The organism is Leptospira sanjuanensis (assembly GCF_022267325.1).
In the GTDB taxonomy this organism is placed as follows: Bacteria; Spirochaetota; Leptospiria; order Leptospirales; family Leptospiraceae; genus Leptospira; species Leptospira sanjuanensis.
On sequence record NZ_JAIZBG010000001.1, the window covers coordinates 1,532,046 to 1,546,197 of the forward strand.

The window sequence follows — 14,152 nt, forward strand, 5'->3', positions numbered from 1 at the left end:
TCGTATAAATGTTGTAAACTGTCTTTGATGAAAAAAACGAAAATAGATTGGCCCAAAGAGTTTGATGACTTTTCAAAGAGTGGACTTTCCCAGCCTCAGTATTGTAAAGAAAGACACCTCAAATACACGACGTTTCGATATCATTGGGAGAGACGTTCTAAGCATTCAGAGAAGAACGACTTTGTAGAAATTCCTCCTTCCTCGACAAATTCTCAGTCATTGGTAGAAGCCGAATTTTTGACCCTAAAGATAGATACGTCGGGGAAGGCATCGCTCCAAGTAAACGTTCAGTTTAGTTTAGGACGATGGAGTTAAATCCCGGAAACAGAAAAGTGTATCTTCGACCTGGGGCGACGGATTTAAGGAAATCGATCAATACGCTCTCTGTAATCGTAGAAGGAAAGATGAAAAAAGATCCGTATTCGGCGAGCGTCTTTCTCTTCTGCAATCGCAAGAAAGATAAACTGAAGATGCTCTACTGGGATAAGAGCGGGTTTTGCCTTTGGCAGAAGAGACTGGAAGAGAGTAAATTCCCGTGGCCGAACTCAGAGGAGGAAGTGCATAAAATACCCGTTGAAAGGTTTCATTGGCTATTGAATGGGATCGATTTTTTCAAAGAGCACAAGAAACTAAAATACAAGAATGTCAGTTGAAAATGTTTGACTCAAGAAAAGAAAGTATTAAGACTGAATCCGAATGTCTTTGGATCTAAACTCTCTTCCTGATGATGTAGAAGAACTAAAAAGAATCATTATATTAGAGAATAATAAATATCAGGAAGAATTACGACTCCAAAAACAGAAAGAATCCGAACATTTGGATCAGATCGAGAGATTGAAGATCCAGCTTTTCGGGAGAAAGACTGAGAAATGGAGTCAGATCGAAAAAGATCAAGGATTTCTTTTTAACGAAATAGAAAGCTCCTTGCAAGAAGATTCTCCTGAACCCGAAGAAGAAAGTCTTTTTAGTCCTGTTAAAAGCCATACAAGAAAGAAGACGGGAAGAAAACCTTTCCCGGACTACTTTCCAAGAATCGAAATCCTACATGATATTCCTGAAATTGATAAAACCTGTTCTTGTGGTCACGAGCTTACTCGTATCGGAGAAGACAAGTCCGAGAAGTTAGATATTATCCCGGCTAAAATACAAGTCGAAGTTCATATTCGCCCTAAGTATGCGTGTAAGCATTGTGAAGGAACTTCTGATGAAACTCTACCTGTCGTAAGAATCGCGCCGGTTCCCCATCAGATCGCTGAGAAGAGTATGCTTTCTTCCGGATTCTTAGCTCACACGCTTACTCAAAAGTTTGCGGATGCTCTTCCGTTTTACAGACAAGCCGGGATTCTCCAGAGATCGGGAGTGGATATTTCAAGGAGCACCCTTTCCAATACCGCAATTCAAGTTTTTGAAAAACTTTCTCCGATGATCGAGGATGTGAGAAGGGAACTTTTCAAATCGAAGTATTTGCAGATCGATGAGACGATTCTTCAAGTGTTAAACGAAGAAGGAAAGTTGAATACATCCAAATCGTATATGTGGGTGATCCGAGGGTTCATCAGAGAAAAGCCCGTTGTTCTCTATCATTATGAGCCGAGTCGGAGCGCTAAGTTTTTAGAAGAATGGATCCAGGGATTTGAAGGAATCATCCAAACGGACGGTTTTGAATCTTACGATTCTTTGTTGAAAGTTAAATCTAAGATTCTTCACGCGGGATGTTGGAATCATGCGAGGAGGAGATTTTTCGAAATTCTAAAAATCGATTCTAAGAATGTGCAAGCAGAATGGATCGTAAAGAAAATCGGTAAGCTTTATACAATCGAGTCAAAAGCTAAGGTAGAAAGTTTAAGTTCTGAAGAACATCTGAAACTCAGGCAATCCGAATCTAAGCCTATCGTTGATGAGATTCGTTCTTGGATGAACAAACGGATCGTCGAAGTTGCTCCCAAATCTTCTATGGGAAAAGCGCTCTCTTATCTTTCTGGCCAGTGGGAAAAACTGCTTCTCTTTTTGGATCATCCGGAATTGCAATTAGATACGAATCTCGTTGAGAACGACATTCGTCCTTTTGTGATCGGTAGAAAAAACTGGCTCTTCTCCGGTTGTCCACAAGGGGCAACTGCGAGCGCGGGATTCTATTCGTTAATTCAAAATGCAAAGATCTCAGGTATCGATCCTTACGCTTATTTACGAGATCTTTTTAAGTCTTGGGAAACGATACCGAGAAGTCTTTCTTGCGAGGATCTGCCAAAAAACGGTGGGCTTGTGGTTCGTTAGGCGGTTACAAATGAATTATACTGATAATGCAAATAAAGAAAAAATTAAAAATTGCAACATTCGTTTGGGTCGCTGTTTGGCAAAATGCGATAGTCGATATCCAGAATATTCAAAAGCAATAGACCCCCTCCATGCGGAATGTCGAGATGATTGTGTAATTCGATTAAAAAATGAAGAGGGTTGCATGATCTTTTATCAGTCAAGCCGTCGAGTAATCCATAAGCCTGGGTGGTAAGCTTAGTTAAGAAGAACAGGGTCAGTTTCCCGCGTTAGGGATCGATGCGTGGTCAAGTTATTGGATTTCTGAGAAGCGATGAGAACTAATAAACACAATAACTTGACCGAAGCGGAGAGCCCGGGCCGCGTAGCGGCAACGCCCGTAATCACGGAAACGTTACCTGATGGAACGAAACTTCACAACAACTACTCGACGAACGGAACGTTGTCGAATATCACGATGGATTCTGCAGATGGGACGAGCGTTGGACATACGGTCGTGAGCTATCAAGGACCGTATTTAAACGCGAACGGAGTTCCATCCGTGCGGCGTGTAAGCGGGAACGGCGTAACGATGGAAATTGGATTTGAACCGGTGGAAAAATTACCGGTAAGCATATTGTCCACAAAGCCGGATGGAAGCGTGATCGCAAATGCGGAACTGACGTATGACGCAAAGAACAACGTAACAAAAATCGACTGTCAGTCGAATACCATCACTACGCAGCAAATTCATTCAAGCCAATTCGATTTCATCCGCCCGTCATAATCGATGTTTCCTCTTTTCCAAGGTATTATATCAATTGTTATGAATAACCGGAATTCGACCCTAGTTTTCCTAACGTATTTCCCAATTCTTGGAAAAATCCTATTGACAGTATGCCGCCGAACCGTTTCCGTTTTGTTCTGAAATATAGAAATAGGAAATCCATGAAGAAATTTCTGAAACTCGTAAGTATTGCAACCTGTCTGTTCGCTCTGACCTTAACGGCTGGGTCGGTGTATGCGCAAGACAAAGAGGATTGTTCCAAGCTCGCGTTTGTCGATTATAGCAATCGAAAGCCAAGAACGGATCTGCCATTTGAAATCTCGGAAATGAGACGTTTGAGACCCGAAGACATCTGTAAAAAGAAGGAAGGTTGGTTCCCGACGGGGCTTCCTCTTTTGAACTCCGACCCGAACGTGGGTGTGGGTTACGGGGTCCGTGTCTTCTTGATCAACAACGGAAAAAAGTCCGATCCGTTTTTTGAATATACTCCTTATCGCTTTCGGATGTTCGCGCAGTATTTTAACACCACAAAAAACAGACAGTATCAAGATATCAGCTTCGACGCTCCATATATCTTCGATTCGAAGTGGAGATTGCGCGGGGATTTGATCTATGATACGAATCCGAACACGTTGTATTACGGGATCGGCGAAAAGTCTCTCGAAACACTTTCATATCAGGAAAGAAACCAACCCGGCGGAGAAGTCGTACGGAACGCTACCTATCACGATCGGGAAAAGAATATTTATTTCACAAGACCGGGCGGTCCGGGAGATCCTGTCGAGTTTCAGGGAGCCAATTATTCGGGACTTCCTACCAATGACGCGTTTCGCGTAACGGATCGGATGTACAATCGATACGACATTCGTTCTCCGCAGGCAAACATCAGCGGAGAGCATATCTTCTTCGGAGGCCTCGTTCGTATGGTTGCGGGACTTCGCGTTTCGCAAAACATTGTTAAGACGTTTGACGGTCAGTTCGTAAAAAGTACGGATCCTTTGACGGAAGGATCTCCTTTCAGTAATTCCGGTATGGCACCGGCGGGAAAAACCAAAGTGACCGAAGACGCGGAAGCGGGAAGAATCATCGGCGCCAACGGTGGAAATGTGAACTCGGTCCGTTTCGGTATGGTATTGGATACGCGGGATTTGGAACCGGATCCGAACCGTGGGGTTTTCTTGGAAGCGACGTACGAGAAGGTCGCAAAGTCCTTGGGTTCCGATTTTCAATATTCGAAATATTTCACTCAGATGAAGGTATTCTACAGCCCGTTTCCGAAAACGTTTGATAAACTCGTACTTGCGGGTCGCGGAGCTTTCGGGATGACGGACGGGGATGCGCCCTTTTTCGAATACAGAAACCTTTGGTCGACCGAGGGTGGAATCACCGGTCTCGGAGGCCTCCGAACCTTGCGCGGTTACAAACAGGATCGTTTTGCCGGTAGAGCGATGGGATGGGGAAACATCGAACTTCGTTGGAAGTTCTTCGATTTCACCGTTGCGGGACAACACTTTGCGTTGAACCTGGTTCCGTTTATGGATTTCGGTCGGGTTTGGGACGACGAACACAACGTGGGACTCAAAGATTATAAATATTCCCGTGGTATGGGATTTCGAATCGCTTGGAATCAAAGTACGATCCTGATGTTGGATTACGCGGTTTCCAAGGAAGACAAACAGATATTTATGAACTTTAACCACATTTTCTGAGGAAATCATGAAAAAATATAAGAATATTCTAATACTCAGTATTGCGCTTTCTTTCTTTGCGAATTGCGAGGAAAAACCGGACGATACGACTCTGGGCTTTATCAACGAGGACGCGAAAGTTCTTCTTGCGGGAATGGTTTTTTTCAGTCCATATACCGCCGACCCTGCGTCCGGAACGATCACGAACAATACGACCGGACTTATGTGGAAGATCTGTACGCAAGGACAAGTTCTCCGCGTAGGGCAGAACGGATCGTATGACTGCGAAGGAATCAACAACACTTCGACCGTGATCGGAAGATACGGCGCGGCTTTGTTTCAGTATTGTTCCTTGAATCTGAACGATTGCAATACGATCACGTTGCCTCCTGTTCTCGTCGGACAAACCCCCGGATTTACCGGAACCAGCGAAGCTTACACTTCCTGCAATGCGGATCGTACGGCGGGCCGTTCGGATTGGAGACTTCCCACCTATCCGGAGTTAAAGGCTCTCACCGCATCGGGAAGTTTGAACGCGCTTCTCTTGAAGTTTCCGAACACCGTGGAAGATTATTACTGGAGTTCGTGGGCAAAGGAAGGAGCCGTAGATACTGCGCGTGCGGTCAACTTCGGAGCTACTCATTTCGGAGACGATACCGCGTTTGCGAAAACGAGCAGATACTTCGTTCGTTGTGTGAGAAATCTTCCTTAAGGAAAGAATTTCCTCATGTCGTTTAACAACGACGACCGACTCGCCTTTTGACAAAGCGCAAAGGGCGAGTTTTTTGTTTCTATTGAAATGTGAGCATTTTATCATATTCGGTTTGACAGCGTCGACGGGTCGGTTAGAAATTCACAATCTTTCCGTGCAAAACTTATGAAACATTCGAAGAAGAACACAAAGACGAATTCTTATCTTTCCAAGATTCTTTCCAAAGAGGAGGGTTTCTTTCGCAACCGATTTCTTTCCAAGACCTTCCCGTTCTTGCTTTGTATGGGATGCGCTTTGATTTCCTTCTTTGAAGTTTCCGCTCAGGAGAATTTTTCGGGCTGCGATAAGCCGGAAGAAAGAAAGGATCTTCCGTTTAAAATCGACCGAGTTAAACAGATGTGTAAAAAAGATCTGGATAACAAAAAGGAAGGCTGGTATCCGACGGGACTTCCTTTGATCAATTCCGATCCGAATGAAGGGATCGGTTACGGGGTTCGGGCTTACGCGTACAACAACGGAAAAAAGTCCGATCCATTTTTCGAATATACTCCGTATCGTCTTCGTTTTTTCGCGCAATATTTTAATACGACTAAGAACGCACAGTATCATCAGCTCAGTTTGGACATGCCGTATGTCGCGAACACGCAGTGGAGATTGCGCGCGGACGCGCTTCTCACGATCACTCCGACCACCTTGTATTTCGGAGTGGGGGAATCCACGTTAAAGCCGCTTACCTATCAGGAACGGAATCAACCTGGCGCTCCGCAGGTCACGAACGCGCAATACGGTTCTCAGGAATCCACGTTTATGTATCAAAGACCGGGAGGTCCCGGCGATCCAGTCGAACTCGGCGGAAGGACGTATTCCGGTATTCCTGCGGGTCCCGCGTTCAACGTGACCGATCGTATGTACAACCGGTATACGATCCAGACTCCCCAGTTGAATTTCAGCACGGAGCGCTCCTTCTTTCACGGAACGGTTCGCCTCGTGGCAGGATTTCGTCTTTCGAATAACATCGTGCAGGCGAACGACGGTAAGTTCGTAAAATCCATCGATCCGATTTTTGACGGGACTCCTCTCAGTAATTCGGGAGAAGTTCCCAACGCAAAGACGAGATTGACCGAAGACGCGGAATCCGGAAAGATCCTCGGTTATCACGGCGGCTTTGTGAATACCGCTAAGGTAGGTTTGGTTTACGATACGCGCGATTTTGAACCCGATCCGAACTCGGGTGTTTTCCTGGAAGCGACGTACGAAAAGGCGACGAAAACGATCGGCTCCAATTTTGATTTTCAGAAATATTTCGGACACGCGAAATTCTTTTATAGCCCGTTTCCGAAAACCTTCGAGAAACTCGTCCTCGCATCTCGTTTCGGTTTCGGCATTTCGGACGGAGACGTTCCGTTTTTTGAATATAGAAATCTTTGGGGAACCGAAAGCACCGTGTCCGGTCTCGGCGGTTTAAGAACTCTCCGCGGTTACAAACAGGATCGTTTCGTAGGACGCGCCATGGGCTTCGGAACCGTGGAAGTGCGCTGGAAGTTCTACGATTTTTCCGTCGGCGGGGAATACTTCGCGTTGAACCTTGTTCCTTTTTGGGATTTCGGCCGCGTTTGGAACGACGAACACAAGGCCGGTTTACTGGACTACAAATACTCCCAAGGATTGGGTTTGAGGATCGCCTGGAACCAAGCGACGATCATCATGATCGACTACGCGGTTTCAAGGGAAGATAAACAGCTTTTCGTAAACTTCAGTCACGTATTCTAAGATTCGAATATTTGATCGTTTTAGACTGTTGCGCGGTTTGATTCGCATTTGATTTGTCGGTCCAAACTTCGTCGTTGATTTGAAAGCTGGAGTTCCCACACCGAGTAACTACGATCTCCTTTTGATTTCGGAATCATGTATGAGTTCCCACAAGTTCTTCGGATTTTAAAATTCTTCTCTAAACCTCGAGCCGCGCAGGAGTTCCCACAAATTGCGCTTTCACGAAAGAATTCTCCCTCAGAGCGAAATCTTGTCGTTTCTCATTTCCGTATCGATTCTGGAAGGATTTCTGTTTTCGGGATAATCCGTGGAAAAGTGAAGTCCTCTACTTTCCTTTCTGGATAATGCCGAACGGATGATGAGCTCGGCCACGATCACGAGGTTTCTAAGTTCGATCAACGGATTCGTGATGATCGTTCGGTTGTAGTAATCCTTGACTTCGTCGTAGATCAGATCCATTCTCCGTTTCGCTCTTTCCAATCGAAGATTGGAACGGACGATTCCGACATAGTTGCTCATCGTGCTTTTGATCTCGCTTAAATCATGAGAGATCAAAACCCATTCTTCGGTATTGACCATTCCTTCCTTGTTCCAAGAAGGAATTTCATCGTGAGCCTTTGTGAACTCCGGTTTTTCCTTTGAGATCCGTTTCGCGATCCGATTCGAAAACACCAAACATTCCAAAAGGCTGTTGGACGCGAGACGGTTTCCTCCGTGAACTCCGGTGCAAGCCGTTTCTCCGGCCGTGGAAAGATTGGGGATCGTCGTTCTTCCGTCCAAATCCGAGGCGACTCCTCCGCAAAGAAAGTGCGCGACTGGAACGACGGGGATTCGATCGGTCGTGATGTCGATTCCGAGTTCCTTGCATTTCTCATAGATGGACGGAAAGGAATCTTTGATTTGATCGGAAGGAAGATGTGTGATGTCGAGATAGACGTGCGCTTCTCCTCGTTTTTTCATCTCCGAGTCGATGGCCCTTGCCACCACGTCGCGCGGCGCCAGATCGGCCATCGTATGATACCGTTTCATAAACGGTTCCCCGTCTTTGTTCATGAGGATCGCACCCTTGCCTCGGACCGCTTCGGAGATCAAAAAGGAATCTCCGTCCTCGTGATAGAGGGCGGTCGGGTGGAACTGATAGAATTCCATATTTTTGATGAGGGCTCCGGCTCTGTATGCGGAGGCTACTCCGTCTCCCGTCGCGATCTTAGGATTGGTCGTATGGGAATAAACCTGACCGGCTCCGCCGGTCGCAAGGATCGTTTCTTTCGCGAGAATCGGGAACACTTCTCCGGAATGATTGGAAAGAACATAAGCCCCGTAGCACACGAGTCCTTTCTGTTTCAGATGGTGGGGAGTGATCAGGTCCACCAAAGTATGATATTCTAATATTTGAATATTCCGATTTTGTTTGACGACTCCAAGAAGGGTCTTTTCGATTTCCCTTCCGGTTCTGTCGTGTGCGTGGACGATCCGGTTTTTTCCGTGTCCTCCTTCCCGGGACAAATCGAACTTTCCCGAAGGTTCCAGGTTGAACGGAACGCCGTAGTTCAGGAGTTCTTTGACTAAAGGAGGGCCTTCTTCCACGAGGATTTGAACGGCCGCCGGATCGCAGAGCCAAGCTCCGGCTTCGAGAGTGTCTTTTATGTGGTCTGAAAGTTTATCGCCTTCCGCAAAGACGGAAGCGATTCCGCCCTGCGCGTAGTTCGTGTTGGATTCGTAGTCCGATTTTTTTGTGACGATGAGAACGGAGCCGTAGGGAGCGAGTTTCAAGGCCGCAAAGAGGCCCGTGATTCCGCTCCCTAAGACTAAAAAGTCCGTTTTGATGCGGGGCATGTTATTTCTTTTTTTGCGTGTTGATCAGTGCTTCGATATAATCCAAGGAACGAATCAGTTGATAGTCCGGTTTGATCGGATCGTTCTTATGCGCCGCGATGAACTCGGCGGATTTTCCGTTCTTTTGAACCCAAGCCTCGAGTTTTTTCACGTCAAAGGAACTTTTTTCCTCCGCTTCCGCGGGAAGTTCGGAAAGGTGATTCCACATGTTTTCCTCGCGGAATCGGAACGGAAAACTTCCGTCTTCTTCGGAGGAAATATCGATGTCCGGTTTTACGCCCACTACCTGAATCGTGTTTCCGGACGGAGAATAATAACGCGCCTGTGTGAGTTTGATCAGGTAGTCGTTTCCGAGAGGCATCAGTTTTTGAACCGTCGCTTTTCCGAAGGTTCTTTCGCCGAGAATCAAACCTCTGCCGTGGTGTTTGATCGCGCTCGCTACGATCTCGGAAGCGGAAGCGGACTTCGCGTTGATCAGAACGGCTAACGGTAAATTGGTGATGTCCTTATTCTTCGCATAAGCGTCTTCGGGACTACGGTTCGGGCTTTTTGTGGAAACGATCAAACCCTTTTCGATGAACATATCCGCGATGTCGATCGCAAGATCCAGATAACCGCCCGCGTTGCTTCGAAGATCCAAGATCACCGCCTTGAGTTTGGTTCCCTTGGCCTGCGCTTCTTTTTCGAGTTCTTTGTACTTATCCACGAGTTCCCGGTCTACGGAAGGACCGTCTTCCGATTTTACGAAACCGGTGAGTTTGATGTAACCGATATGTTCGTGACCTTCGATGAGTTTACTGCTCAGGTTTTTGATTTCGATCGTATCTCGTACGACTTCGATGTGCAGAGTTCCCGGAACTCCCTTTCTTTGAATCGTAAGCGCGACCTTGGAACCTTTTTTTCCTTTGATCTTTTCTACGACCTTATCCAAAAGAATTCCTTTGATCGATTTTCCGTCGACTGCGAGGATCACGTCGCCCGAACGGATTCCTGCGTTGACCGCGGGTCTTCCTTCGAGAGGATTTTCCACGACGACTTCTCTGTTTCCTCCGCCGGATAGGATCGCTCCGATTCCTTCGAAACTTCCGTCTTGGATTTTCGCCATCGATTCTTCCCACGCGGATCGCAGGAATACGTTGCTATGAGGATCGAGAGAGGAAAGATAACCGTTTGCCGCAGCGAGCATCACGTCGTTCATCGTAAACGGTTCTTTCGTTTTTTCTTCCGATTCACCGAACGGGTCCTTCAACGGAGAATCCTTGTATTTGTCGAGATTGGTTTCGATGAACGCGAGAATTCTATCAAAATCTTTTTTACTAAAACCGGTTTGTTCCCACTTGGAGGAAAGAACGTTTTTGCGGATCTTTTCGCGCTCTACGATTTTTTTGACTTCGTCGTCGCTGACTTTCGCCTTGTTCGCATCCTCTTTCAGTTTGCGGTCGCGGATCTTTTCGACTTCTGCGTAGTCCGGATCGAAAAGAACGAAGGAATCATCCGTCGAAATTTTGAATGTTTTGCCCGGAAAAATTTCGTCTTTCTCTTCGTATTTCTCTCTTTCCTTGAAATAACTTTCGGGATAGAGATAGATGGAATGAGGAAGGGCCAAGAGAGCGTAGATGGCGGCTTCCCGATACGCGCGGTTTTTATCGATGTTTTTGTCGATGTAATACCGGGAAACGGTACTCACCACGTTATCGAAATCCTTGAGGGTAAAGTCCGCCTTGACCGGGGACTTGCCGGATGTAGGCTCGCAGTACAGGATAAAAATGGTCAAAAGAGTGGAAAGTAACAACGAAAGAGCGGCAGATCCTTTTTTCAAACTCGTGTCCCTCGGATTTCAGGAAATTTTCGGTTCATTCTCTATTCAAATCTCAAAGTGTCAATCCCTTTGGGGCGGAAGTTTCGTCTTCGTCCTGTTGATTTTCGGATTCTCGTGTTCAACGGTTTCCATGCCCGGCTCGGGAAGATTCGCGCTCGAAATGATTCAAGAGCAGGCGATCTTGGAATTTTACGGAACTCCGGAAGAAAAAGAATCCGCGATCAAACTTCTTCGCTCCAGTTGTCGTTCTCTTCATCCCGAACGAGCCTTGTCTTGTTACAATCTTTCCGTTCTCTTGAGTTCGTCCAAAAATTATCCCGAAGCGTTGGACTATGCGCTTCGAGCAAGAAAGGCCGATCCGACCGACACGCTCTATCGGGATCAGGTTTTCCAAGTCGCTTATTATTTGGAGTTGGAACAGGGAGAAGTCCTAGCGGCCGACGAAGTGGAAAAAAGATATTTTCGAGCGATCAAGAATTGCAAGGAGGGAAAAAAGAACGAAACCCTCGCGGATCTGATCGTTCTCGCAGCGTTGAAGGAAATCGGAAGAGAATCCTTAAAAAAAGGAATCTTCTCCGAATGCGTGGGAGAAGCGGAGGCTCTCGTGGGAGTCAAACCGAACGAAGTCAATTATACGAAAGAATATTATAAATTTCTGGAGAATTCTCATCCGTATAAGGAAGTCTGGGACGTGAGCGGCGCGGTGCGCAAACAAACCTTGGAAAAGATGCAGGTTCCGAATCAAGATGCAACCAAATATTGGAAGGAATTCCGTCAATCGGTCCGATCCAAAAACAAAACTCTTGCCGCAGAACAACTAAAGAAGTTCAAAGAAAGTCTGGAGGTCGTCTCCGGAAAAAACCAACGGGCAAAGAATCTCGCGATTCATCTGAAAAAAGCGGCTTATTATCTGATCCAAGGAGATCCGAACTTCGAAGGATTTCGTCATCTCACGAAAGAGCTTGAAGATAATCCTTAACGCTCCGATCGATTCCGATTTCAAGCGCTCTTGAAATCAATCGATGACCGATCGAAACCTCCAAAAGACCCGGAAGTTTCGAAAAGAGAACGAGATTCCGATGATCCAAATCGTGACCGGCGTTGATTTCCATCTTTTGACGGAGAATTTCTTCGGCGGCGGGGACGTAACGGCTTTCGAAGGATTTTTTTCCGTCCCCAGGGGAACGATCGAATTCTTCGGCAAACGGTCCCGTATAAAATTCCACTCGATCGGCTCCGGAAAGGTGAGCGAGTTTCAGGTTTTCCAAATCGGTTTCTACGAAAAGCGACGTCCGGATTCCTTCTTTCTTTAGAATTTTAGAATATTCTTGAACTATCTCCAGATCCTTTCCGAAATCGAATCCGTGATCGGATGTGATTTCCCCGGGAGTCACCGGAACCAAGGTCGCTTGATCGGGTCTTGTCTGTAACACTAAATCCAAATAACGGGAGGAGGGTTCTCCTTCGATATTGTATTCGATTTTCGTTTTGTTTTTTAGGTTATAGGAATCGATGAATTCTTTCAAAGCGAATACGTCGTCCTTGCGGATATGACGTTCGTCTTCTCTCGGATGAACCGTGATTCCTTGAGCGCCCGCGTTTAAGACGAGTTCCGCGAAATACAAGAGATTCGGAATGTTTCCTCCTCTTGAATTTCTGAGGGTAGCGATTTTATTGATGTTTACGCTCAATTTAGTTTTCAAAGAGTTTCTCCCGAACGGTTCTTAATCTAAAAAGAAGAACGGGAGTTTTTCCGGGAATCGAAAAAAAATAGGAAAATCAAGGATTCTTTCCTTGCAATTTTTCCGAATATCGGTTAGGGTTTGCGCCCGAGTTTCAAGACGAACATTAAATATTATTTCTGCTTGAAGGCGGATAACTCTCGCAGAGCATGGTCAATTCCGATGGCAACTGGTAAAAAAACTGCATCCAAAAAAACTGCCTCGGCCGCGGCTAAGAAAAAGGCGACGGCTAAAAAAGCTGCGCCTAAGAAGGCGAACGCCTCGGCAAAAAAGAAAGTAGAAATCATCAAAAAGGCTCTTTCGAGTCCGGCTTCCAAAGCCGCAGGAACGAAAAAGACTTCTTCTTCCAAAGGAGTGGCCCTCAATCCACTCGGAAAAAAATGGACCTGTCATACTTGCTCCACGAAATTTTACGATCTCAATAAAGAAGAAAAGATTTGTCCGAAATGCGGAGCAGATCAGAACAAACGTCCCGTTACCCGCACTCGCACGGTTCGTCCGAGAGTCGTCGAGGAAGAGGAAGTAATCGAAGAAGACAATCTGATCGACGACGAAGAAATGGAATTCACCGAAGAACCTCTGGAAGAGGCTTTGGATGAAGACGACGATGCGGAAGAAACGGAAGAGTAATCTCTTCCTTGGCCAAGCCGATTCTCATTCTTACCGCTCCGACCGGAGCGGGTAAAACCTCGCTCATCATCGAACTCGATCCGACACGGTTCGAAATTCTTTCCTTCGATTCCAGACAAATCTACAAAGAAATGCCGATCGGAACCGCGGCCCCGACGGCCCAACAACAAGCCAAGATCCGCCATCATCTCGTGGAAGTTCTTTCCCCGGCGGAAACCGTGGATGCCGGTCTTTACAATCGTTTGGCGGAAGAAGCGCTTCGCGCCGTTTTGGATGCGGGGAAGATTCCGGTCTTTACCGCGGGCACGGGATTTTATCTCAAAGCGTTTTTGTTCGGAATGTTTCCTGTCCCCGATATCGATGAAGAGGTTCGGGAAAAAGTTCTTTCCATGAGCTTGGAGGAAAAGCGGATTCTTTTGGAAAAATTGGATCCTGATTCTCTGATTAAAATCTTTCCGGGAGACGATTATCGATTGGGCCGAGCCTTGGAAGTCAATCTGATGGGTGAGCGTTGGTCATCTTTACAAATCGACCCTTCGACTTCCGCGATTCATAAGTTCGATCTGGAGGTCGCCTTGGGTGTGTTTCTGGATTTGGATCGGAAAGAACTTTACGAACGGATCAATCAAAGAGCCAAACAGATGATCGAAGCGGGGATGGCCGAAGAGGCTTGGACAATCCGAGAAAGATACGGCGAAACCTGTCCCGGTCTCAAGTCCTTAGGCTATAATTTTGCACTTGAAAATAAAAAAGGAAACTCCAATCTAGAGACATTCCTCGCGGATTTAAGTCAATCTCACAGGAATTACGCCAAAAGACAGGTCACTTGGTTTCGTAAGGAAACCTACGTTCAACCGATGGGCAGGTCCGAAGCGCTGGAACGTATCAAACACATAAAGTAACGGAAACAAAAAA

12 protein-coding genes and 1 pseudogene are annotated in these 14,152 nt (G+C 46.3%); 10 read left to right on the forward strand and 3 right to left on the reverse strand.

Going from position 1 to position 14,152, the window contains the following annotated elements; genetic code table 11:
* Positions 1-27: 27 nt before the first annotated feature.
* The 7 genes and pseudogenes from tnpA to omp85 (LFX25_RS06905) all read left to right on the forward strand — a co-directional run bounded on the left by tnpA (position 28) and on the right by omp85 (LFX25_RS06905) (position 7,210).
* The gene (tnpA, locus tag LFX25_RS06875) at positions 28-315 is read left to right on the forward strand and encodes an IS66 family insertion sequence element accessory protein TnpA (RefSeq protein ID WP_118966454.1); all 288 of its coding nucleotides are present in this window, start codon (positions 28-30) and stop codon (positions 313-315) included.
* Positions 306-653 (forward strand): IS66 family insertion sequence element accessory protein TnpB, encoded by a 348-nt coding sequence (gene tnpB, locus LFX25_RS06880; protein ID WP_118966397.1) that lies wholly within the window; start codon positions 306-308, stop codon positions 651-653. The genes tnpA and tnpB overlap by 10 nt, the downstream gene beginning before the upstream one ends.
* A gap of 43 nt (positions 654-696) precedes the next feature.
* Positions 697-2,274, forward strand: a complete 1,578-nt coding sequence (gene tnpC, locus LFX25_RS06885; RefSeq protein WP_118966396.1) for an IS66 family transposase — start codon at positions 697-699, stop codon at positions 2,272-2,274.
* Positions 2,275-2,656: 382 nt separating this feature from the next.
* Positions 2,657-2,998 (forward strand): annotated as a pseudogene (locus LFX25_RS06890) (hypothetical protein); the annotation flags it as partial.
* A 203-nt stretch (positions 2,999-3,201) separates the two neighbouring features.
* Positions 3,202-4,749, forward strand: a complete 1,548-nt coding sequence (gene omp85, locus LFX25_RS06895; RefSeq protein WP_238729563.1) for an Omp85 family outer membrane protein — start codon at positions 3,202-3,204, stop codon at positions 4,747-4,749.
* Between the two features lie 7 nt (positions 4,750-4,756).
* Entirely contained in the window at positions 4,757-5,440 is a 684-nt protein-coding gene (lsa25, locus tag LFX25_RS06900; protein ID WP_238729564.1) for a surface adhesin Lsa25, read from the forward strand.
* 282 nt (positions 5,441-5,722) lie between these two features.
* The gene (omp85, locus tag LFX25_RS06905) at positions 5,723-7,210 is read left to right on the forward strand and encodes an Omp85 family outer membrane protein (protein ID WP_238731531.1); all 1,488 of its coding nucleotides are present in this window, start codon (positions 5,723-5,725) and stop codon (positions 7,208-7,210) included.
* A 237-nt stretch (positions 7,211-7,447) separates the two neighbouring features.
* Here omp85 (LFX25_RS06905) and nadB read toward each other — a convergent pair whose 3' ends face one another.
* Both nadB and LFX25_RS06915 read right to left on the reverse strand, forming a co-directional pair.
* The gene (gene nadB / locus LFX25_RS06910) at positions 7,448-9,046 is read right to left on the reverse strand and encodes an L-aspartate oxidase (RefSeq protein WP_238729565.1); all 1,599 of its coding nucleotides are present in this window, start codon (positions 9,044-9,046) and stop codon (positions 7,448-7,450) included.
* Between the two features lies 1 nt (position 9,047).
* Positions 9,048-10,865, reverse strand: coding sequence for a S41 family peptidase (locus LFX25_RS06915; RefSeq protein WP_455032234.1), 1,818 nt, complete (start codon positions 10,863-10,865; stop codon positions 9,048-9,050).
* Between LFX25_RS06915 and LFX25_RS06920 the strand changes: the two genes are divergently transcribed.
* Positions 10,813-11,844, forward strand: a complete 1,032-nt coding sequence (locus LFX25_RS06920) for a hypothetical protein (protein WP_238729566.1) — start codon at positions 10,813-10,815, stop codon at positions 11,842-11,844. The genes LFX25_RS06915 and LFX25_RS06920 overlap by 53 nt on opposite strands.
* Here the strand turns inward: LFX25_RS06920 and LFX25_RS06925 are convergent.
* On the reverse strand, positions 11,816-12,568 hold the full coding sequence (locus LFX25_RS06925; protein WP_238729567.1) for a pyridoxine 5'-phosphate synthase: 753 nt from the start codon (positions 12,566-12,568) through the stop codon (positions 11,816-11,818). The genes LFX25_RS06920 and LFX25_RS06925 overlap by 29 nt on opposite strands.
* A 201-nt stretch (positions 12,569-12,769) precedes the next feature.
* Here LFX25_RS06925 and LFX25_RS06930 point away from each other — a divergent pair, with 201 nt between their 5' ends.
* Together LFX25_RS06930 and miaA are read left to right on the forward strand one after the other, a co-directional pair.
* Positions 12,770-13,237, forward strand: a complete 468-nt coding sequence (locus tag LFX25_RS06930) for a TIGR02300 family protein (protein ID WP_238729568.1) — start codon at positions 12,770-12,772, stop codon at positions 13,235-13,237.
* A gap of 8 nt (positions 13,238-13,245) precedes the next feature.
* The gene (miaA, locus tag LFX25_RS06935; protein WP_238729569.1) at positions 13,246-14,139 is read left to right on the forward strand and encodes a tRNA (adenosine(37)-N6)-dimethylallyltransferase MiaA; all 894 of its coding nucleotides are present in this window, start codon (positions 13,246-13,248) and stop codon (positions 14,137-14,139) included.
* The last annotated feature ends 13 nt before the right edge of the window (positions 14,140-14,152 follow it).

Excerpts from the sequence above, each read along its gene's own strand:
- LFX25_RS06920 (WP_238729566.1), top strand. The coding sequence starts at position 10,813 with ATGGTCAAAAGAGTGGAAAGTAACAACGAAAGAGCGGCAGATCCTTTT.
- nadB (WP_238729565.1), bottom strand. The coding sequence starts at position 9,046 with ATGCCCCGCATCAAAACGGACTTTTTAGTCTTAGGGAGCGGAATCACG.
- tnpC (WP_118966396.1), top strand. The coding sequence starts at position 697 with ATGTCTTTGGATCTAAACTCTCTTCCTGATGATGTAGAAGAACTAAAA.
- tnpA (WP_118966454.1), top strand. The coding sequence starts at position 28 with ATGAAAAAAACGAAAATAGATTGGCCCAAAGAGTTTGATGACTTTTCA.
- omp85 (WP_238731531.1), top strand. The coding sequence starts at position 5,723 with ATGGGATGCGCTTTGATTTCCTTCTTTGAAGTTTCCGCTCAGGAGAAT.
- lsa25 (WP_238729564.1), top strand. The coding sequence starts at position 4,757 with ATGAAAAAATATAAGAATATTCTAATACTCAGTATTGCGCTTTCTTTC.
- tnpB (WP_118966397.1), top strand. The coding sequence starts at position 306 with ATGGAGTTAAATCCCGGAAACAGAAAAGTGTATCTTCGACCTGGGGCG.
- LFX25_RS06930 (WP_238729568.1), top strand. The coding sequence starts at position 12,770 with ATGGCAACTGGTAAAAAAACTGCATCCAAAAAAACTGCCTCGGCCGCG.
- omp85 (WP_238729563.1), top strand. The coding sequence starts at position 3,202 with ATGAAGAAATTTCTGAAACTCGTAAGTATTGCAACCTGTCTGTTCGCT.